Annotated in this window: 15 protein-coding genes; 8 read left to right on the forward strand and 7 right to left on the reverse strand. The window is 55.3% G+C overall.

Annotated elements, in window-relative coordinates; translation table 11 throughout:
- Positions 1-98: 98 nt before the first annotated feature.
- Positions 99-1367 (reverse strand): OprD family porin, encoded by a 1269-nt coding sequence (locus H7R56_RS04150; protein ID WP_106925721.1) that lies wholly within the window; start codon positions 1365-1367, stop codon positions 99-101.
- 387 nt (positions 1368-1754) lie between these two features.
- On the reverse strand, positions 1755-2513 hold the full coding sequence (locus tag H7R56_RS04155; RefSeq protein WP_106925723.1) for a metalloprotease LoiP: 759 nt from the start codon (positions 2511-2513) through the stop codon (positions 1755-1757).
- Positions 2514-2781: 268 nt separating this feature from the next.
- On the opposite strand from H7R56_RS04155, the gene tkt reads away from it, so the two are divergent.
- Positions 2782-4773, forward strand: coding sequence for a transketolase (gene tkt / locus H7R56_RS04160; RefSeq protein WP_106925725.1), 1992 nt, complete (start codon positions 2782-2784; stop codon positions 4771-4773).
- Between the two features lie 58 nt (positions 4774-4831).
- On the opposite strand, the gene H7R56_RS04165 is transcribed toward tkt, so the two are convergent.
- The 4 genes from H7R56_RS04165 to H7R56_RS04180 are packed head-to-tail and all read right to left on the reverse strand — an operon-like array spanning position 4832 to position 12271.
- Positions 4832-7429: a glycoside hydrolase family 38 N-terminal domain-containing protein gene (locus H7R56_RS04165; RefSeq protein ID WP_106925728.1), complete on the reverse strand. Its 2598-nt coding sequence runs from the start codon at positions 7427-7429 to the stop codon at positions 4832-4834.
- Positions 7426-9417, reverse strand: a complete 1992-nt coding sequence (locus tag H7R56_RS04170) for a DUF5054 domain-containing protein (protein ID WP_182928522.1) — start codon at positions 9415-9417, stop codon at positions 7426-7428. Before H7R56_RS04170 ends, H7R56_RS04165 begins: the two co-directional genes overlap by 4 nt.
- A 2-nt stretch (positions 9418-9419) precedes the next feature.
- A complete protein-coding gene (locus tag H7R56_RS04175) occupies positions 9420-10634 on the reverse strand; it encodes a CehA/McbA family metallohydrolase (protein WP_106925732.1) in 1215 nt (404 codons plus the stop codon).
- On the reverse strand, positions 10634-12271 hold the full coding sequence (locus tag H7R56_RS04180; RefSeq protein ID WP_106925734.1) for a PTS transporter subunit EIIC: 1638 nt from the start codon (positions 12269-12271) through the stop codon (positions 10634-10636). Before H7R56_RS04180 ends, H7R56_RS04175 begins: the two co-directional genes overlap by 1 nt.
- Positions 12272-12827: 556 nt before the next feature.
- On the opposite strand from H7R56_RS04180, the gene epd reads away from it, so the two are divergent.
- The 6 genes from epd (at position 12828) to H7R56_RS04210 (ending at position 19022) form a co-directional block, all read left to right on the forward strand.
- Entirely contained in the window at positions 12828-13856 is a 1029-nt protein-coding gene (gene epd / locus H7R56_RS04185; RefSeq protein WP_106925737.1) for an erythrose-4-phosphate dehydrogenase, read from the forward strand.
- A gap of 39 nt (positions 13857-13895) precedes the next feature.
- A complete protein-coding gene (gene pgk, locus H7R56_RS04190; protein ID WP_106925739.1) occupies positions 13896-15059 on the forward strand; it encodes a phosphoglycerate kinase in 1164 nt (387 codons plus the stop codon).
- Positions 15060-15151: 92 nt separating this feature from the next.
- Complete coding sequence (fbaA, locus tag H7R56_RS04195; RefSeq protein WP_106925741.1) at positions 15152-16231, forward strand: class II fructose-bisphosphate aldolase; 1080 nt, start codon at positions 15152-15154, stop codon at positions 16229-16231.
- A gap of 189 nt (positions 16232-16420) precedes the next feature.
- Complete coding sequence (gene mscS, locus H7R56_RS04200; RefSeq protein WP_106925743.1) at positions 16421-17278, forward strand: small-conductance mechanosensitive channel MscS; 858 nt, start codon at positions 16421-16423, stop codon at positions 17276-17278.
- Positions 17279-17548: 270 nt separating this feature from the next.
- On the forward strand, positions 17549-18184 hold the full coding sequence (gene argO, locus H7R56_RS04205) for an arginine exporter ArgO (protein WP_106925745.1): 636 nt from the start codon (positions 17549-17551) through the stop codon (positions 18182-18184).
- Positions 18185-18269: 85 nt separating this feature from the next.
- The gene (locus H7R56_RS04210) at positions 18270-19022 is read left to right on the forward strand and encodes an oxidative stress defense protein (RefSeq protein ID WP_106925747.1); all 753 of its coding nucleotides are present in this window, start codon (positions 18270-18272) and stop codon (positions 19020-19022) included.
- A gap of 41 nt (positions 19023-19063) precedes the next feature.
- Here the strand turns inward: H7R56_RS04210 and argP are convergent, their stop codons facing one another.
- Positions 19064-19957: a DNA-binding transcriptional regulator ArgP gene (argP, locus tag H7R56_RS04215; protein WP_106925749.1), complete on the reverse strand. Its 894-nt coding sequence runs from the start codon at positions 19955-19957 to the stop codon at positions 19064-19066.
- A 214-nt stretch (positions 19958-20171) separates the two neighbouring features.
- On the opposite strand from argP, the gene rpiA reads away from it, so the two are divergent.
- The gene (rpiA, locus tag H7R56_RS04220) at positions 20172-20831 is read left to right on the forward strand and encodes a ribose-5-phosphate isomerase RpiA (protein WP_106926107.1); all 660 of its coding nucleotides are present in this window, start codon (positions 20172-20174) and stop codon (positions 20829-20831) included.
- Positions 20832-20835: the final 4 nt, after the last annotated feature.

The following is a 20835-nucleotide window of genomic DNA, read 5'->3' on the forward strand; positions in this document are numbered from 1 at the left end:
GTTTGTGCCGGATGGCGGCTAACGCCTTATCCGGCCTACGGAACCCTTCACGGTAGGCCGGATAAGGCGTTAGCCGCCATCCGGCGGTCTTACAATAGTTAGAATGCGTTAAACGGATACTCGACGTACACGCGCACTTCATTCCCGCTGACGTTATAGTCGCTGGCGTTGCTGGACACACGCAGCACCGAGTAGCGCACTTTAAACTTCAGATCTTTTGCCGGGCCGTCCTGAACCTGGTACTGCACCTGGTTAAACCACTCGTGTTCTTTACCGTTATTGGTCTCAGCCGTCTTGATGTTATCGCCGCGAACGTAAGCGGTGGTCCAGCTCAGACCCGGCAGGCCGAGGCCGCCGAAGTCCAGGCCGTAGGATGCCTGCCATGAGCGCTCATCTTCGCCGTTAAAATCAGACCAGTAGGAGTTCGCCAGCCAGATGGTGTTGCCGCCATCGCCGACGCCGCCACGGTTCTGATAGCCGCCGTAGTTATAGCCGGTGCTGCCGCTGCTCTGCTGGTAGGCGATCTTGAAGGTATGAATATCCCAGATGTAGCTGGTCGCCAGGCTCCAGATGCTGTTGCTGCGTCCGGTGTTCAGCGAGTCGGCGTATTCCTGCTCCAGGCGTGAGTTATAGCCGTTAAAGTCGAAGACCAGTTTTTGTTTTTCGCTCAACGGCTGCGCGTAGTTCAGGCCGAGATACTGCTTGTTCAGGACATCTTCCACGTGAGACGCGTACAGCGCGCCGCTCAGTTGGTCGTTGAACTGATAGCTGGCACCGCCGAAGGTGATGCTTTTCAGACCGCTGTTGTGGCTGTCGTCGCTTTTACGCTGTTCGTCGGTAAAGTAACCGGCGTTAACTTCCAGACCGGCGATCTCTTTTGAGGTCAGCATCGTCCCGGTGTAGGTTTCATACAGCAGGCGCGAGTCGTCGGCGTAGAGAATGGGCAGCGTCGGGCGCTGGTTACCGTAGCTCAGCACGGTGTTAGAAAAACGCATTTTGGCGGTTGCGCCAAATTTGGCCAGATCGGATTTCGCGCGACCGTCGTTATCCTGCGCAAAGAAGTCAATACCACCCGCGCCGCTGTTGCCACGCCCGCCGTCAAGACGCACGCCGTACTGGGCGATGCCGTCTACGCCAAAGCCGATTGGGCCCTGGGTAAAGCCGGACTGGAAGGTCGCAATAACGCCCTGACCCCATTCGCTTTTATCGTGCAGGCCATCGCGGTAATCGCGTTTGATATAGGCGTTACGTAAAAAGATATCCAGATGACTGTCGTCAATAAAACCCTGGCTGTCAGATTGCTGGCTAGCGAAAGCCGGCGCAGAGGCAATAATACTTAAGGCAACTAATGTTAATTTCTTTTTCACGGAGGGAACCTCTCTGTTTATAAACTGTCAAATTGTATTGTTACAATTTTATAGTCGCCTGAATAAGCCGCAAAAGCAATCATTGTATTAATAGGTTTTGGGTCTTTTTTGTTGAGCGGCAGCCGTCGCGGCTGGGCTGGTGGGCAAGGTATAGACTAATTAAAAATACGGCAAATGACCTTTGTGAAAGATAAATAATATATCGCCGTGTTTGTTTCTAGTATAAATGTTTGGTCTGTTGCGCGATGCGTTATATATTCATCCTGGTTGACATCTGAACATATTTAACGGTTTGTGCGCTTAAGTTATCAATTGGTGCCGTTAAGTCAGTTATTCTATTTTTATCTTATTTATTCCGGGAGGCAAAATTACCCCCCGGAAAAATGATTATTTAATGCCGTCAGCCTGGAGACGGTCGCGGATGTGCTGCGCGCGTTCCTGGGTTGCCGGGTGATCATCGAACATCGAGCTTTGGCGGCCGTCTTCCAGCTTAGACAGCTTGTCGAAGCTGGTCGCTAGCCCGGTGGGGTTAATGCCGCGTTTGCGCAGCAAATCATAGGAGTAGTCGTCTGCCTCTGACTCCTGACGCTGTGAGAACTGCGAGTTCACCAGCTTCTCGCCGAGATCGCCCAGCTGCGATTGCGACAGGTTGCCGACGATACCGCCCGCTGAGGCCGCCGCCGCGCGTAGCGCGTTGGTGCCAATGGCAACCTGCATGCCTTTCTTAACGTGGCCGAGCGCAACGTGGCCCATTTCATGGCCGATCACCGCTTCGACTTCGTTGTCGTTCATTAAGTCCATCAGGCCGCTATAGACGCGAATACAGCCGTTAGCCATGGCAAAGGCGTTGACGTCTTTCGCGACGTAGACTTTGTAGTTCACCGGCTGGCCGTTAATGTTATCGCCCAGCGCCGCGGCGATTTTATTCAACCGTTGGGTATAAGCGCTATCGGCCGGGGCAATGGTCGCTTTACTGTCCATATCTTTACAGGCCTGGTCACTCAAGGCTTGTACCTGTTGATCGCTCAGGGTGAACGCCTGCAGTGCGCCGGAGCCGGAGTTTAATAAGCCATTAGAATCCATATTCTGGCAGCCGCTAAGCAGTAAGGTTGCGCCAAAAGCCAGAACCATCGCCCGTTTTTTCATAAGATTGCTTCCAAAGTCGTTTATCGGAAAATGCCCTGGAATTGCGACGCCAGAGTGAGGCTAAGTATAAAGAATATCGCGAGTTGTGGGCGAGGAGATTACATCTTCTTAACCCCGCTTCCAGAGATTTCTGAATACGCAAAAGGATGCTCCATGTACATGCTTTGTCGCATAGGTTACATTGTTGGCACTTTTTTCTGGCATAGCCCGTAACGTGCGCGCCTCGTGGCGTTAGGGTTGGCCTTCAACAGTCCGAACTGGAGTCAAAATGTCCTCACGTAAAGAGCTTGCTAATGCTATTCGTGCGCTGAGCATGGACGCAGTACAGAAAGCCAAATCCGGTCACCCGGGTGCCCCGATGGGTATGGCTGACATTGCCGAAGTCCTGTGGCGTGATTTTATGAACCATAACCCACAAAATCCGTCCTGGGCTGACCGTGACCGCTTTGTGCTGTCTAACGGCCACGGCTCCATGCTGATCTACAGCCTGCTGCACCTCACCGGTTACGATCTGCCGATGGAAGAGCTGAAAAACTTCCGTCAGCTGCACTCCAAAACGCCGGGTCACCCGGAAGTTGGCTACACCGCTGGCGTTGAGACCACCACCGGTCCGCTGGGGCAGGGTATTGCAAACGCCGTAGGTATGGCTATTGCAGAAAAAACGCTGGCGGCGCAGTTCAACCGCCCGGGTCACGACATCGTTGACCACTTCACCTATGCATTCATGGGCGATGGCTGCATGATGGAAGGCATTTCTCACGAAGTGTGCTCCCTGGCCGGTACCCTGAAGCTGGGTAAACTGATTGCCTTCTATGATGACAACGGTATCTCCATCGACGGCCACGTTGAAGGCTGGTTCACCGATGACACCGCGAAGCGTTTCGAAGCCTACCACTGGCACGTGATCCGCGATATCGACGGTCACGATGCTGAAGCGATTAAACGTGCGGTAGAAGAAGCGCGTAAAGTCACCGACAAACCGTCGCTGCTGATGTGCAAAACCGTTATCGGCTTCGGTTCACCGAACAAAGCAGGTACGCACGACTCTCACGGTGCCCCGCTGGGCGAAGCCGAAGTGGCGCTGACCCGTGAAGCGCTGGGCTGGAAATACGCGCCGTTTGAAATCCCGGCTGACATCTACGCGCAGTGGGATGCCAAAGAAGCAGGAAAAGCGAAAGAAGCCGCCTGGAACGACAAGTTTGCTGCCTATGCGAAAGCATTCCCTCAGGAAGCGGCTGAGTTTACCCGTCGTATGAAAGGCGATATGCCGTCTGATTTCGATGCGAAAGCGAATGAGTTCATCGCTAAGCTGCAGGCTAACCCGGCGAAAATCGCCAGCCGTAAAGCTTCTCAGAACGCAATCGAAGCCTTTGGCCATCTGCTGCCTGAATTCCTCGGCGGCTCTGCTGACCTGGCACCGTCTAACCTGACCATCTGGTCTGGTTCAAAAGCGATCAACGAAGATACCGCAGGCAACTACATTCACTATGGCGTGCGTGAGTTTGGTATGACCGCAATCGCGAACGGTATCGCGCTGCACGGTGGTTTCCTGCCGTACACCTCTACCTTCCTGATGTTCGTTGAGTACGCGCGTAACGCCGTGCGTATGGCAGCGCTGATGAAACAGCGTCAGGTTATGGTCTACACCCACGACTCTATCGGTCTGGGCGAAGACGGCCCGACGCACCAGCCGGTAGAGCAGATTGCTTCCCTGCGCGTGACGCCGAACATGAGCACATGGCGTCCGTGTGACCAGGTTGAGTCCGCGATTGCGTGGAAATACGGCGTTGAGCGTCATGACGGCCCGACCGCGCTGATCCTCTCCCGTCAGAACCTGGCGCAGCAGGAACGTACTGAAGCGCAGCTGGCTAACGTGGCGCGCGGCGGCTACGTGCTGAAAGATTGTGACGGTCAGCCTGAACTGATCTTCATCGCGACCGGTTCTGAAGTTGAGCTGGCGGTTGCGGCGTATGAAAAACTGACCGCTGAAGGCGTGAAGGCGCGCGTGGTTTCCATGCCGTCTACCGACGCGTTCGACAAGCAGGATGCGGCTTACCGTGAATCCGTGCTGCCGAAAGCCGTGAGTGCACGCGTCGCTATCGAAGCGGGCATCGCCGACTACTGGTTTAAATACGTGGGCCTGAACGGCGCTATCGTGGGCATGACCACCTTCGGTGAGTCTGCGCCAGCAGAGCAGCTGTTCGAAGAGTTTGGCTTCACCGTGGATAACGTGGTTGCGAAGGCGAAAGGCCTGCTGTAATCCGTTGCTCCTGAGTAAAAAGGCCGCGAAAGCGGCCTTTTTTTATGGCGTGGGGATATCAGACCGGCCTATCGTGAGCCAGCTGGCTGAGGTCAAGCGTCAGATGATCGTTGCCCCGTAAAACCGCTTTCTCTATTTTTTCTCCCAGCGCGTTACAGACATAACCGCGCCAGTCTTCCGGTATGGTCAGGGCTTCTGACGATGGGTTATACAGCCGCACCAACGTTTTGCCGTACAGCACGTCAACGCCGCTGATTACCCAGCCCTGGGGCAAATGGCTCAGCAGCTGGCGGTGGGCAATGTCCCGTTCGGGAATAAATACATCAAAATTATCTAAGCGCTGAAGACCCGTTCGATCGTGCTGCCATTGCCACAGTCGCCCCGGCGCGCTGAAGCGCTGTTCGCGTACCGCCAGCTGCGCCGGGGAATGCGTGCCGAGACACAGCGCAAAGTGAAAACTCAGCTCGCCGGGGAGATGACCTTCCGGCGTGGCCTGGCGCTGCCCGGAGGCGCGCCCAGGGCGATACAGCAGATCGTCTTTACCAAGCTGGCCGACGCCGCGAAACAGCGTCAGGCGAAGCTGTTGCCCTTGATAGGCGTATTCTTTCAGGCCGCGGGCGAAAACGTGAAAATCGGCGTGTGGGCTCAGCCGGTGCATAAAGGGTTCGCTATCAACCGGGCGCTCCGCATAGTCTGTGCTATCGGCAATCTGCTGATTGGTGCGCGTGAGCGTGCCAAACGGCACGTCGGCGCACACCGCGGCGATGGTTTGCCCGGTATTGAACAGCAGCTGCATACGGTGCTCGCGTACCGTATTTTCGATAGTCAGCTCGCCGTGCAGCATATCGTCTTCAAGGGTCAGCGTCAGTGTGACGTTAACGACGCGCAGGCGATCGCTACGCGCCCGTCGGTCGTCATTAATCCCTTCCGGCAGCCGCAGCGCGGCGTGCAGGCGCAGAGACTGTTGCCACGGATGCTGCTGAACCTCGCTGAGGGTGAAGTGCGAGAAGAGCAGCCCGCTATCGCCGGGCAGGGGCGAAAAGTCGTAGAGATCGCCATCGTCGCTGATATCGCGCAGTTGCAGCAGCGGCGTTAGCCTGCGGCCGGTGTTTTTCTCCAACAGCTGTAGCTGGTTGTCCCGCAGACTCAGGTGATAGTGCGCATTTTCGATCGCCAACGCCTCAGGGCAAGAGAGGGGAAAGAGCATCGGCCGCTGGCTGGGGGCGACGTAAAAGAGCGCGAAGCCCAGCGGTGGCACCGGTACGTTGAGCAGGTCGACGATGTTTTCGTAGTACCAGCACTGTTGTTCTGTCTCGACCTCGCCATCCGGCGTCAGCAGAACATGGCGCGGTAGTTGAACCTGGCGCTGTCGATGAACCACGACGCGTATCGGTTCGCCATTCTCACCGATGAGCGCAAATTGGGCCGTGGGGGTAATAAGCGTCTGTTGGCGGACGTCGATGGCGGGGCTGCTGGTCCCGTTGAGCACCAGAAAGCGATAGGGCGTTTGGATCTCAAGATTCGCCAGAAGCTGACGAGCGTGGAGGCTGAATATTGCCTCGCCGATTTGCTGCGCCTGACGGCAACGGTGCAGCACGTCGCGGTTGGTTTCATCGCTGTTGCAGCCGCCCATGCTGTCGTGGGCGTGCGACTCGAGTAGCCATCGCCACGCCTGCTCCAGCATCTCTTCACCTTCGCTAAAGCCGTTACGCCGTGCCAGCGCCAGCATGGGCTCTGCCAGCCGGGTGAGGCACCTTTCCGCATCTGCATTGGCTTTTTTAATGTCGTAACGCGAAGAACCAATGCTTTTGTGTACCCGGGAAAGGCGCGGCGTACGAAACTCACCGCGCCAGCGTGGCAGCGTCTGACTGGCCAGCGTGGCGAAGTAACGTTCATAGCTGCTGACCTCCCAGCGGTCTTCGCTAAGCGCGTTAACGGCGGCGATAAGCCGGTCGAAGTCAGCATCGCAGCTGACCTGATCGCCGCCGATCGGGCAGAGGAGATCCGGCGACGCCGACAGCGCCTTCATGCGGGTAATGAGTGGGAACGTTTCTTCGTCGAAATGCGCGGGGCGGAAGTTGCGCCAGCGGCCACCGCGTTCGGGGTGGGCAAGCGAGTAGCCAAAGGGCGTTATCACGGTGGTGGCGCAATCGCCGTTCAGCGCCTCCCAGCACAGCTCCGTTGGCCCCATCAGTTGCGGATCGTAACCGCGGCGCAGCAGGATATGCCGCAGCCCGAACGCGCGGGCAATCTGCGGCAACTGGGCGTGGCTGCCAAAGGTGTCCGGCAGGTACAGCACCGACATGCAGTAGCCTGCTTCACGCGCGTGGTGGATGCCGATGCGCAGGTTACGAAACATCGATTCCGTGGCGATGTTAAACAGATCCGGCTGGGTGTACCACGGGCCGATCAGCAGCCGTTTTTGCTGAACGAGCCTGCGCGCCCGCTCGGCCATTTTGGGTTTAAGGCGAATAAAATCATCAAAGATTGAGCTCTGGCCATCAAGATGGAAAACGAAGCGGGGGTTGTTTTCCAGCGCTTCAATGAGCTCGCTGAAGGCTTTGAGCGCGAAAAGCTGGGTGTCGAGCGTGGAGAAATACCATTCGCGATCCCAATGGGTATGCGAGACGGCGTGGATGGTGCGGACGTCGTTCATTGCGCCTCCCCTTTGTCTTTAAAATAGACGCGGTACTTCGCGTGAATATCGTCGTCGTACCACATCGGGAAGTTGGTGCCCCAGATGTTGTTATAGAGCTGCCCGTAGAGGCTGACGCGTGAAGCGGTCGGCTCGCCAAAGCAAAGGATCTTCGGCTGGTATAGCGCCAGCAGCGGCGCGTCGAGAGGCTCCAGCGTCCACTGTTCGGTGCGCGCAAACTCCACCGCGTGCAGATTGGCGTTGCCGTTTCTGACCACGTTAAACCAGTCGGTGGGGTAGCCCAGTTTCTGGCACATGCTCTGGCCCACGTTGGCCAGCCCCAGCTGTAGCCAGATTTCCTCCGCCAGGCGGTTGGCCTGTTTCCCGCGGATGCTGACCCGCAGCGACAGTGCGCGGCGGACCTTGCTAAAGCCGTATTCCAGAACGATCTCTTCAGGCAGCCGTAATTCAATGCCGGGCGCGGCGTCGGGCCGGACGGTGGCCTGCACGTACCAGGCATTCAGCTCGCCGCGAAAGCGCACCTGCTTAAGTGCAAAGTTGACCTGTTGAGTGGTGACCGGACGTGGGGTGAGCTCCAGACCGGGCCGGGTGAAGTCAGAGAGCGCCCATGGGGCGGTGGCATCGAGATTTTGCAGGTAGCGGTCGCGAAAATGGTCATACTCCTGCGGCCCGACCTGCCGATAGATCAGGCGGGCAAACGGAGCGTCGAGCATCGGCTTGCCGTCAACGTCGAGCGACGACAGGCTGCCGTCATTCGCCAGGGCAAAGTCGTAGTCGCCGAAGGTGAACTGACGCAGTTCGGTTGCCATCCCTTTGGCGACGATAGGGCCTGCTCCGGCGATGTCACACAGCGGCGCGGGCAGATGTGCGCAGGCGCTATCGAGATAGCGTCGCTGTTCTTCCCACGACCGTGCAAAGTGACCATAGCTGCGGGTGGCCTGGTGGGGAGACTGCGTAATAAACTGACTCAGCGATGCATATTTTTCCGGCACCGGGGCGTGAATGCTGTCCGCGGCGCGCGCGGCGCTGAACGCTTCTGGCAGGTAATGACAGTAATCGGGAAGATGCAGTTTGAGATCCATTCCCCAGGTATGCTCCGGCACCATCAGAAGGGCATCAAGGGCCTCAGGCGGGCAGACAATTTCCTGCTGCAGACGGCGGCTTAAACGGCGATAGCGGCTGACTTTCCCCGGGTCGCTGGCCAGCCCGTGGTTCCAGGTATCGCCGATTTCAGCATCGATGATCGGCAGAGTCGGGCGGAGGGTTTCCACGCGGGCGGCGAACGCGTCCAGCGTCGAAGCACTGACCTGTGCTTCGGGATAACGCTGGCGGTAGCGTTCAATGAGCTGCATGACGTCGGCTGCCGTCGGCGGTGAACAGTTATCTTCGGCGTGACAAAAGACCAGCAGCTCGTCCAGCGCTTCACACCAGGTTTCGTTGCCGTAGCCGCCGAAAGAGTAGTTGACGACGATGTCGCGCTGGCCGTATTTCCAGATAAACAGCGGCGGAACATCCGGTGGGCAGGAGGCCGCATTCACGCCAATATGCAGGTAGCGCAGCCCGGCGTCGGCTAGCCATGGCACGATAGCCTGCGGGTGACCCGGGACGTCGGTCATTTTCGCGGCAATCGTCCGGCGCTGGAAACGCGCGTCCAGCGCCTGGCTATAGGAGAGCGCGTGGCGCATCAGCGTGGGCGTCAACAGCTCGCTGTGGGTGGTAAACGGCAGACCGTGCCAGACGATGTTGCCAGCCGCTATGGCCTCGCAAAGCCTGGCCTGATCCTCGGGAGCCGCGCGCTGCAGGTAGCGGTGGATAAGCCAGGAACCGCAGGTCCAGATAAAATTTTTCTCTGCTCCGGCGTTCACCTCGCGGGCAAGCGCTATCACTGCCGGAATAAACTCCGTCAGGTATTTATCTTCAATTGTCTGGGCATAATCGGTGAAGCCGATATCGAGATGCGTTTTATAAATAATATGCACGCGCTGCATGTTCACTCCCTGAAAATGGGGTTGCTAATCAGTTGGGCGCGGGAGCCATCGTTCACCCGTAAAAAGGCAAAGCGGCTGTTGGCCCAGTGAATGTCCCGTTGTACTACGCCGCTGCGGTGCGGCAATTCAATCACCTGCTTCTCGGTATAGAGCAGCACCTGGTGGTGGGCTGGCACGTTGAGATCGACATGCAGTGCCGGGCTTACTGTCGTGTCCCCGGCCCCGGCGTCTCCGGCGGCAAAACGCCGCAGCCGAATATCATCGTGGCTCTGCATATAGCTGCGACCGCTGGCGATGGCATGCAGAATGTCGCGGCGTTCAGCGCTGCGGCTGTGCACGGCAAGAGTAGGCAGCGTCAGCGATTTTTCTTTGTGGAAATCGCTGCCGGCGGTAACGGCAATGTTCTGCCCCAGGCGCAGCTGCTGTAGCCAGTACTGAAACGTGGCTTCGTTATGGGTCGTTGCCTCCCAGGGGCCGTTCCACAATTCAAGCCAGTCGAAATTGATAAAGGGCAGCAGCCATGGGCAGTGCTGGCAGAACGGATGATTAATGCCAATCCAGGCGCCGTTGCTGCGAGCTTCGGCCATCTTCTGTGCGATCTCCGCTGCGCTGAAGCTGGGCAGAAAACTGTGCACAGGCTGAGCAACGCCGAGAAAGTTGACGTGCCCGAGCTGGGTGGTGAGCTCCATACCGGGAATCAGGCATTGTGGTACGTTGATGCCGTCGATCTCCCGGTTTTGCGTCATGGTGTTATGGTCGGTAAAGCAGAGAAAATCGTGATTAAGTGAGCGAGCTCTGGCGATCAGCGCTGCTATGCTTAGCTTGCCGTCGCTGTGCTCGGAGTGCATATGTGTATCCCCGCGCAGCCAGCGTAGCGCCTTGTTGTAGCGCACGATCTCGACCTGAATGCGGCACACGGTCGTGATTTTATGCAGCCCCAGCAGCACGTATCCTTTACCTCGGGGCAACGCGCCTCGCCGGTAGCCGGGCGTGGCGAAGTTTTCGCTGACCGCAATGTGTTGCCGCGCTCCGCCACTCCAGCCGAGGGTTTCTTCACCGATTTTTAGTCCTAAATCGACCACGTTACCGTCGTTGACGCGGTAGCTGATTTCCAGTCGTTCAACGTCGGGCCCGGGATCGAACGGCAGCGCGATAAGCCGTTTTTGTTCGTAGGGATGTGCGACGTACTCAATATGCTCCGTTGAGAGGTTATCCATTAGTCCTCCTCAAGCAGTTCTTTACAGTCGCCGGCAATCATTACCACTTCGGTGCCGTAGATAATTTGCCAGCCGGTTTCGCCGACGCGCACGACGCCTTTGGCGCGCAGGTTTTTCTTCCACACGTCATCGTCTGCGACGCGTGAAGGATCGATCACCTCGACGCGTAGCCGGGAAATACAATTATCGAACTGAGAAATATTTTCTTTGCCGCCGAAAGCGGCAATAATTTGCATGGAAAATTCATCGCTCGGTGCTTTAACCGGGGATGCTGCGCTTTTACTTTTAAAATCCTGTTTGCTGAAAAGCTTCACGTCATCACCGCCGGTAACTTCTTCTTCACGGCCCGGGGTCATCACGTTAAAACGAGTAATTAAATAGCGGAATAGCGCATAGTAGACGACAAAAAAGAGAGGGGTTAACCAGAGATATCCCCACAGGTTTAATTTATTGGGCTGAAGCAATACCGGCAGAATATCTTTCAGGCAGCCGCCGTAGACAGAAACGTTAGCCATTTCCGTTAAAACGAAAATTAAACCAGTGAGCGGTACGTGGACCAGATAAAAAAGCCAGGGGGCGACAAACAGGAAGGTATATTCGATAGGTTCCGTTACGCCAAATAGTATCATCGTTGCCACCACCGGCAGCAGAAGGCCCGCAACGACCTTTTTATGCTGAGAGCGGGAGCAGTGGTACATGGCAAGCGCGGCTCCCGGCAACGCGCCGAAGTGGGTGACGACGCGTCCGGACTGGAAGCCGCGCACCAGCAGCTCTTGCGTGTCGCTACAGCCCAACTGGGCCATATAGATGTTGGTGGTACCGCTGACCAGATTGCCGCACACTTCCATTGAACCGCCGAGCTCGGTCAGGCGAATGGGGGTTGTGATCAGGTGGTGCAGGCCTACCGGCAGCAGCGATTTATCGGCCACTGCCCAGAGGAAGGTGCCAAATAAACCGGAATCACCGATGAGCTTACTGAACTGCGCCAGCATCCAGCCGATAGGCGGCCAGATGAGATAGAGCGCTGACCCCATCAGTGCACCGACGACGAGCGTGACGATAGGCACGGTACGCGTACCGGCGAAGAAGGAGAGCACCATCGGTAGCTTTACGTTGTAAAGTCGGTTATGCAGCCAGGCAGTCACAAGACCGACCGCCATGCCGCCAAAGACGCTCATGCGGTAGGTGAACATGCCTAATTCGGTGGTATAGATAGAGGCTTCTTGCACCGCGGCGACCGGGTCGAGGTGGCGCTGATTGATAAACCAACTGGCCGTCGTCGTTTGTTCACTAAGACCATGAAGCGTAAGTAATGTGCTGAGGATGAAATGCATCGACATAAAGCAAACGGCGCCGGAAAAGGCGGCCCAGCCTTTCTCTTTTTTTGCCAGACCAAAGGCGACGCCGATCGAGAAGAACAGCGGTAAATTGCGAAATACCACGTCCCCCGTCGCTTTCATTACGCTGAACGTGATAAACCATAGTGATTCTTGATTAAATAAAGCGCCGAGATGTAATGCCTCCAGCGTTTCTTTATTCGTCAATGCACTGCCGAATCCCATAAACATGGAACCAATAGTAATAATTGATATGGGGACCAGCATGGCTTGCCCAATCATTTGCATTTGCTGCTTCATAAATCATCCTTGTGAATATTTAAACCGGAATAATGGCGATAATTGTGGGTGAATAATGAAATTCGTCATTAGCGTCAGAAATATTTCTTTAATGAATATATTTTCGGTTGATATATTTTTGTGATATTTATTAATTAAAGCGTATGCTTATTTTTCGGGCGTTTTTATATTGGCTGGTGAGTGTATCATTACGAAAAGAGGATTCTGTGACTCGCACAGCGATAAAGTCATCTTTAGCTAATAATATTAGCCTGGTGCGGTTGAGGTTGATTGCCGACGCCGGTTACAGAGAAGGGGGATAAGCGAAGGGCGGCATGGAATTTCTCCGCAGATTATTCCTGTAAAAATGTGATGTATGTCAGATTACTGGCGCGTTTGTCTGGACAAACATTCCTTTTATTCCATATTTCGCTTATTCTAGCTGAAGCGTTTCAGTCGATGAATTGTTCGACATTTAACCATTCAGTCACGGTTTGTGGCGGGTAAGGTTTCCCTGAACGTGCGGCTGCATTACTCTGTTTGCCACTTAGCGTCGGGACAACCTTGCAGGAGACCTATGAGCGTACGCGTAGCGATTAACGGCTTCGGCCGCATTGGACGTAATGTGGTTCGTGCTTTGTATGAATCCGGACGCCGTGCGGAAATCACCGTGGTGGCCATCAACGAACTGGCCGATGCCGCTGGCATCGCGCATTTGTTGAAATATGACACCAGCCACGGGCGCTTCGCCTGGGATGTTCGCCAGGAGCGCGAGCAGCTGTTTGTCGGCGATGATGCTATCCGTCTTCTGCACGAGCGCTCTATTGACGCGCTCCCCTGGCGTGAACTGTCGGTTGATGTGGTGCTCGACTGTACCGGCGTATACGGTAGCCGTGCAGACGGTGAAGCGCATATCGCCGCAGGCGCAAAGAAGGTGCTCTTTTCACATCCTGGCAGCAACGATCTCGACGCAACCGTCGTCTATGGGGTCAATCAGCATGAGCTGCGTGCGGAACATCGTATTGTGTCCAACGCCTCCTGTACCACGAACTGCATCATTCCCGTCATCAAATTGCTGGATGATGCCTACGGCATTGAGTCCGGAACGGTGACAACCATTCATTCTGCGATGCACGACCAGCAGGTGATTGATGCTTATCATCCCGACCTCCGTCGCACGCGTGCGGCGAGCCAGTCTATCATTCCGGTTGATACCAAACTTGCAGCGGGCATCGCCCGTATTTTTCCGCAGTTCAGTGACCGATTTGAGGCGATTGCGGTGCGCGTACCGACCATTAACGTGACGGCAATTGACCTGAGCGTGACGGTGAAAAAACCTGTAAAAGCAAGTGAAGTCAACCAGTTGCTGCAAAAAGCAGCACAGGGTGCATTTCATGGTATAGTTGACTATACGGAATTACCGTTGGTCTCAACTGATTTTAACCACGATCCGCACAGCGCCATCGTCGATGGCACGCAGACGCGGGTGAGTGGAGCGCATCTGATCAAAACGCTGGTCTGGTGTGATAACGAATGGGGCTTTGCTAACCGAATGCTCGACACCACGTTAGCAATGGCCGCTATTGGTTTCAGGCTCGACGCTTGAGCGTCGACAAAACTTTAAGTATCAACGAGAGGATTCACCATGTCTGTAATTAAGATGACCGATCTGGATCTGGCTGGTAAACGCGTTTTCATCCGTGCGGACCTGAACGTACCAGTTAAAGAAGGGAAAGTAACCAGCGACGCGCGTATCCGTGCTTCACTGCCAACTATCGAGCTGGCGCTGAAACAGGGTGCGAAAGTGATGGTGACTTCTCACCTGGGTCGTCCGACCGAAGGCGAGTACAACGAAGAATTCTCTCTGCTGCCGGTTGTTAATTACCTGAAAGACAAACTGTCTGCTCCGGTTCGTCTGGTTAAAGATTATCTGGACGGCGTTGAAGTTGCTGCCGGTGAGCTGGTTGTTCTGGAAAACGTTCGCTTCAACAAAGGCGAGAAGAAAGACGACGAAGCGCTGTCCAAAAAATACGCTGCACTGTGCGACGTGTTTGTAATGGATGCATTCGGTACTGCACACCGTGCACAGGCTTCCACCCACGGTATCGGCAAATTTGCTGACGTTGCGTGCGCAGGCCCGCTGCTGGCAGCAGAACTGGACGCGCTGGGTAAAGCACTGAAAGAACCAGCTCGCCCGATGGTGGCTATCGTTGGTGGTTCTAAAGTTTCTACCAAACTGACCGTTCTGGACTCTCTGTCTAAAATCGCTGACCAGCTGATCGTGGGCGGTGGTATCGCGAACACCTTCGTTGCTGCGCAAGGCCACAACGTCGGTAAATCCCTGTACGAAGCTGACCTGGTTGATGAAGCTAAGCGTCTGCTGACCACCTGTGACATCCCGGTTCCGACCGACGTTCGCGTAGCGACCGAGTTCTCTGAAACCGCGACCGCAACCCTGAAATCTGTCAACGACATCAAAGATGACGAGCAGATTCTGGACCTGGGCGACGCGTCCGCTGAGAAACTGGCTGAAATCCTGAAAAACGCGAAAACTATCCTGTGGAATGGCCCGGTAGGCGTGTTCGAATTCCCGAACTTCCGCAAAGGGACTGAAATCGTGGCTAACGCAATCGCAGACAGCGACGCGTTCTCCATCGCAGGCGGCGGCGACACCCTGGCTGCAATCGACCTGTTCGGTATCGCTGACAAAATTTCCTACATCTCCACTGGTGGCGGCGCATTCCTCGAATTCGTGGAAGGTAAAGTACTGCCAGCAGTAGCAATGCTCGAAGAGCGCGCTAAGAAGTAAGTCATTCAAGGGCAGGGAAACCTGCCCAATTTTCAGCGCGCTTTATAGAGCTCGCACCTTTTCTAACGGCCGAAGATACAGGACTACGTAACATGTCTAAAATTTTTGATTTCGTAAAACCAGGTGTTATCACCGGTGATGACGTACAGAAAGTTTTCCAGGTAGCAAAAGAAAACAATTTCGCTCTGCCAGCAGTTAACTGCGTGGGCACTGACTCCATCAACGCCGTACTGGAAACCGCTGCAAAAGTTAAAGCTCCGGTTATCGTTCAGTTCTCTAACGGCGGCGCTGCGTTCATCGCGGGTAAAGGCGTGAAAACCGACGTTCCTCAGGGCGCGGCTATCCTGGGTGCGATCTCTGGCGCGCATCACGTTCACCAGATGGCTGAACACTACGGTGTTCCGGTTATCCTGCACACTGACCACTGCGCTAAAAAACTGCTGCCGTGGATCGACGGTCTGCTGGACGCGGGTGAAAAACACTTTGCTGCTACCGGTAAGCCGCTGTTCTCTTCTCACATGATCGACCTGTCCGAAGAGTCCCTGCACGAAAACATCGAAATCTGCTCCAAATACCTGGCGCGTATGTCCAAAATGGGCATGACTCTGGAAATCGAACTGGGTTGCACCGGCGGTGAAGAAGACGGCGTGGACAACAGCCACATGGACGCTTCTGCACTGTACACTCAGCCAGAAGACGTTGATTACGCGTTCACTGAACTGAGCAAAATCAGCCCGCGTTTCACCATCGCAGCTTCCTTCGGTAACGTACACGGCGTGTACAAACCAGGTAACGTGGTTCTGACCCCGACTATCCTGCGTGATTCTCAGGAATACGTTTCTAAGAAACACAACCTGCCGCACAACAGCCTGAACTTCGTCTTCCACGGCGGTTCCGGTTCTTCTGCTCAGGAAATCAAAGACTCCGTTAGCTACGGCGTAGTGAAAATGAACATCGATACCGACACCCAATGGGCAACCTGGGACGGTATCCTGCAGTACTACAAAACTAACGAAGCTTACCTGCAGGGCCAGTTGGGCAACCCGAAAGGCGAAGACCAGCCGAACAAGAAATACTACGATCCGCGCGTATGGCTGCGCGCTGCTCAGACGTCTATGATTACGCGTCTGGAACAGGCTTTTGCTGAACTGAACGCGAAAGACGTTCTGTAAGAAAACCTGATTTTTGCCTGAAAGCCCGCCGAAAGGTGGGCTTTTTTTATTGTCTTTTCAAAGTGATGGAACGGTATAAAAACGTGATCAACTTGGCAAAAGTCGCCTTTTTTGGTTACCCTTTATACCTGCCTGTACTGTTGCAGGCCGTTTTTCGTTTCCCATCCGGGTATCCATAAGGAATATTGAATGGAAGATTTAAACGTTGTCGATAGCATAAATGACGCCGGTTCATGGCTGGTGCGCAACCAGGAATTGCTGCTGAGCTACGCGGTCAATATCGTTGCGGCAATCGCGATAATCATTGTGGGGATGATTGCGGCGCGCATCGTTTCGAACACCGTCAACCGCCTGATGCTGGCGCGTAAAATTGATGCCACCGTGGCTGATTTCCTCTCAGCGCTGGTGCGCTATGCGGTGATTGCCTTCACGCTGATCGCTGCGCTGGGGCGCGTGGGCGTACAAACAGCCTCCGTTATTGCCGTATTGGGTGCCGCGGGTTTAGCCGTAGGTCTAGCGCTGCAAGGCTCGCTGTCTAACCTGGCCGCAGGCGTGCTGCTGGTGATGTTCCGCCCGTTTCGTGCGGGTGAATACGTTGACCTGGGCGGCGTGGCCGGTACCGTGCTGAGCGTGCAGATTTTCTCCACTACCATGCGTACCGTTGATGGCAAAATTGTCGTTATCCCTAACGGCAAAATTATCGCTGGCAATATCATTAACTTCTCGCGCGAACCTGCGCGCCGTAATGAATTTATTATTGGCGTTTCTTACGATGCGGATATTGATAAAGTTAAGCAGATCCTCACCCGTATTCTTGAAGCGGATAACCGTATTCTCAAAGACCGCGATATTACCGTGCGTTTAAATGAACTGGCGCCGTCGTCAGTAAATTTTGTCGTGCGTGCCTGGAGCCTGAGCGGCGACCTGCAAAACGTCTACTGGGACGTGCTGGAGCAAATTAAGCGCGAGTTCGATGCCAACGGCATTAGCTTCCCTTATCCACAGCTAGACGTGCATATGCAGCCTGGCAGTTCTGCCCAGCAGTAACCGCTTCTAAGCAGTAATAAGGCCGGGCTGATGCCCGGTTTTTTTATGGGCGACCAACCAAGGTAGGCCTGATAAGCGTAGCGCCATCAGGCACTGACCGAGCGCATTAATGCCGGATGCGGCGTAAACGTCTTATCCGGCCTGCATCGGTGCGCGTATTTTCAATTTATAATTAGCTAAACTTATTACTGATTAAAAATATCAATTTCCGCTAATGATTCTATCGCGTTATAGTCAGCGCCATTCCTGAACTACTTAAAGAAAACTATCGTGATATCTTATTATTTTCAAGGTCTTGCACTTGGTGCAGCCATGATACTTCCGCTCGGCCCGCAGAATGCTTTTGTGATGAACCAGGGTATTCGCCGCCAGTATCATCTGATGATTGCCTTGCTGTGTGCCGTCAGCGACATGTTACTTATCTGCGCGGGTGTATTCGGCGGCAGCGCGCTGCTTATGGCCTCTCCGTGGCTGTTGGCACTGGTCACCTGGGGCGGCGTTGCGTTCCTGTTGTGGTACGGCTTCGGCGCGCTGAAAACCGCGATGGGCAGCAACATTGAACTGGCCACCGCGGAAGTGATGAAGCAGGGGCGCTGGAAAATCATCGTGACTATGCTGGCGGTGACCTGGCTTAACCCGCACGTCTACCTTGACACCTTTGTGGTGCTGGGCAGTCTGGGGGGCCAGTTGGAGGCCGTGCCTAAGCGCTGGTTCGCTCTGGGCACCATCAGCGCCTCGTTCCTGTGGTTTTTCGCGCTTGCGCTACTGGCGGCCTGGCTGGCACCGCGTTTGCGCACCGCGAAGGCGCAGCGCATTATCAACCTCGTCGTTGGGATCGTGATGTGGTTTATCGCTTTTCAGCTGGCAAAAGAGGGGGTTGGCCACCTGCACGCGCTTATGAACTAGGCCTCATCTGATGGACTTTCTCCCGGCAATGGCTAAGCTTGCAGGCAAGACCCCGTTGTCGGGTGATAACCAAGGAGATACAACAGTGAAGTTTAAAGTGATGGCTCTGGCCGCTGCAATCGGGTTTAGCGCAATGTCCGTACAGGCAAATGAGTTGCCTGATGGCCCGCATATCGTCACGTCGGGGACAGCAAGCGTGGCGGCAGTACCGGATATCGCGACGCTGGCGATTGAAGTTAATATTGCGGCTAAAGATGCAGCAAGCGCCAAGAAACAGGCCGATCAGCGCGTTGCGCAATACCTCTCTTTCCTTGAGCAGAATGGCGTCGCCAAAAACGACATTAGCTCCGCCAACCTGCGTACTCAGCCGGATTACGATTATCAAAACGGTAAAAGCGTGCTTAAGGGCTACCGCGCGGTGCGCACGGTAGAAGTCACGTTACGTCAGCTCGATAAGCTGAATTCGCTGCTGGACGGCGCACTGAAGGCGGGTCTGAACGAGATCCGCTCCGTATCGCTGGGCGTGGCGAAGCCGGATGCGTATAAAGATAAGGCGCGTAAAGCGGCGATTGATGATGCGATTCATCAGGCTCAGTCGCTGGCAGCAGGCTTCCACAGCAAGCTGGGGCCGGTGTACAGCGTGCGCTATCACGTCTCTAACTACCAGCCGAGCCCGATGGTGCGCATGATGAAGGCCGATGCGGCACCGGTATCCGCTCAGGAAACCTACGAGCAAACGACCATTCAGTTTGACGACCAGGTAGATGTGGTATTCCAGCTTCAGCCTGAACAGGCTTCCACTCCGGCTCCGGCAGCAGCGCCCGCAGCCGCGAAGTAATTTCCCTAACCCCTCGCCCGGCGAGGGGTTTTTCGTTGTGCTTAATCTTGTCGCAGTACCTTATGCCCGTACGCGAGCAGGGCATCGGTGACTTTGCGCATCATGCGGCTTTCCGGCGCAAAGCGGTGCCAGTAGAGCATCCGCCGCTGGAACAGGCCAGGGGTCAGATCGATCAGCTCACCGCTGGCAATCTCTTTTTCAATTTGCAGGTGCGGAATCATACAGCAGGTCGTGCCCTGGCGAGCCAACTGCACGAATGCTTCCGATGAGTTCACAATATGACAGGGAACGCTACCCGGCGGCAGATCGAAGTTTTGCTGTAAAAACGCCTGGTGCATATCGTCCAGATGGTCGAAGGCAACGGCGGGGGCTTTAAGCAGCGCTGAACGGGTCACGCCATTAGGGAAGTAGCGTTCAGCAAAGGCTTTGGAGCCCACAAACAGGTAGTCCAGCGCGCCGAGCTGATCCACCAGGCAGCTTGGCAGCGCCTGTGGCTGAATACTTACCGCGCCGACCACTTCGCCACGACGTAGGCGTTCCTGGGTGCGGGTTTCGTCCTCAACCTGAAGATTCAGGCGAATAGGGGAGTTGGCCAGCACATCGGCTAGCGCAGGCAGCAGCCAGGTCGCCAGACTGTCGGCGTTGACCGCCAGCGACAGCAGCAGCGGAGTCGAGCCGGTTTGCTCATCACCCAGCCACTCTTCTTCCAGTAGCTCAACCTGGCGCAGCAGCGCCAGCAGCTTCTGCCCCTGCTCGGTAGGGCGCGGCGGTACGGTACGCACCAGCAGCGGCTGTCCGAACATATTCTCAAGCTGCTTAATGCGCTGAGAGACGGCGGACTGAGTGATGCACAGTTTCTGCGCGGCGCGCTCAAACCCTCGTTCCCTGATAACGGCATCCAGCGCCTGTAGTGTTCTGTAGTCCGGACGTTTCATTGATCTGCGGTACCCCCCTGTCGGTATATCCTGCACTATGACATAAATTTACCCTGGATACAGACGAAATTGTTTTGCACTTTGCTGTGATACCTGTCACAGGCTGGAGCTGTTGTCCGGCGGGCGTACGCAGAGGTTTACCCGCAGGTCGAATTATGATTGAGATATGTTCTATAATGCGCGGCAGTTGATGACACCACAGGCGAAAACGATCATGACGCAGGATGAACTGAAAAAAGCAGTAGGCTGGGCGGCACTTCAATACGTACAGCCGGGTACGATTGTCGGTGTAGGCACGGGATCTACCGCGGCGCACTTTATTGACGCGCTGGGCACGATGAAAGGACAAATCGAGGGCGCGGTCTCAAGCTCTGATGCCTCTACCGAGAAGCTGAAAAGCCTCGGCATCACCGTTTTCGACCTGAACGAAGTTGACCGTCTGGGCATCTATGTGGACGGCGCAGACGAAATCAACGGCCACATGCAGATGATCAAAGGCGGCGGCGCGGCCCTTACGCGTGAGAAAATTATTGCATCAGTAGCCGATAAATTTATCTGTATTGCCGATGCCTCTAAGCAGGTTGATATTCTGGGTAACTTCCCGCTGCCGGTGGAAGTGATTCCGATGGCGCGCAGTGCCGTCGCGCGCGAACTGGTGAAGCTTGGTGGCCGTCCGGAGTACCGTCAGGGCGTGGTCACCGATAACGGTAACGTGATCCTTGATGTCCACGGCCTGGAAATTCTGGACGCTATCGCGCTGGAAAATGCCATTAACGGTATCCCGGGCGTCGTGACCGTCGGGTTGTTTGCGAACCGCGGTGCAGATGTGGCACTGATTGGTACGGCTGATGGTGTGAAAACCATTACTAAATGATCTG

Source organism: Klebsiella sp. WP3-W18-ESBL-02 (assembly GCF_014168815.1).
Classification (GTDB): Bacteria; Pseudomonadota; Gammaproteobacteria; order Enterobacterales; family Enterobacteriaceae; genus Kluyvera; species Kluyvera ascorbata_B.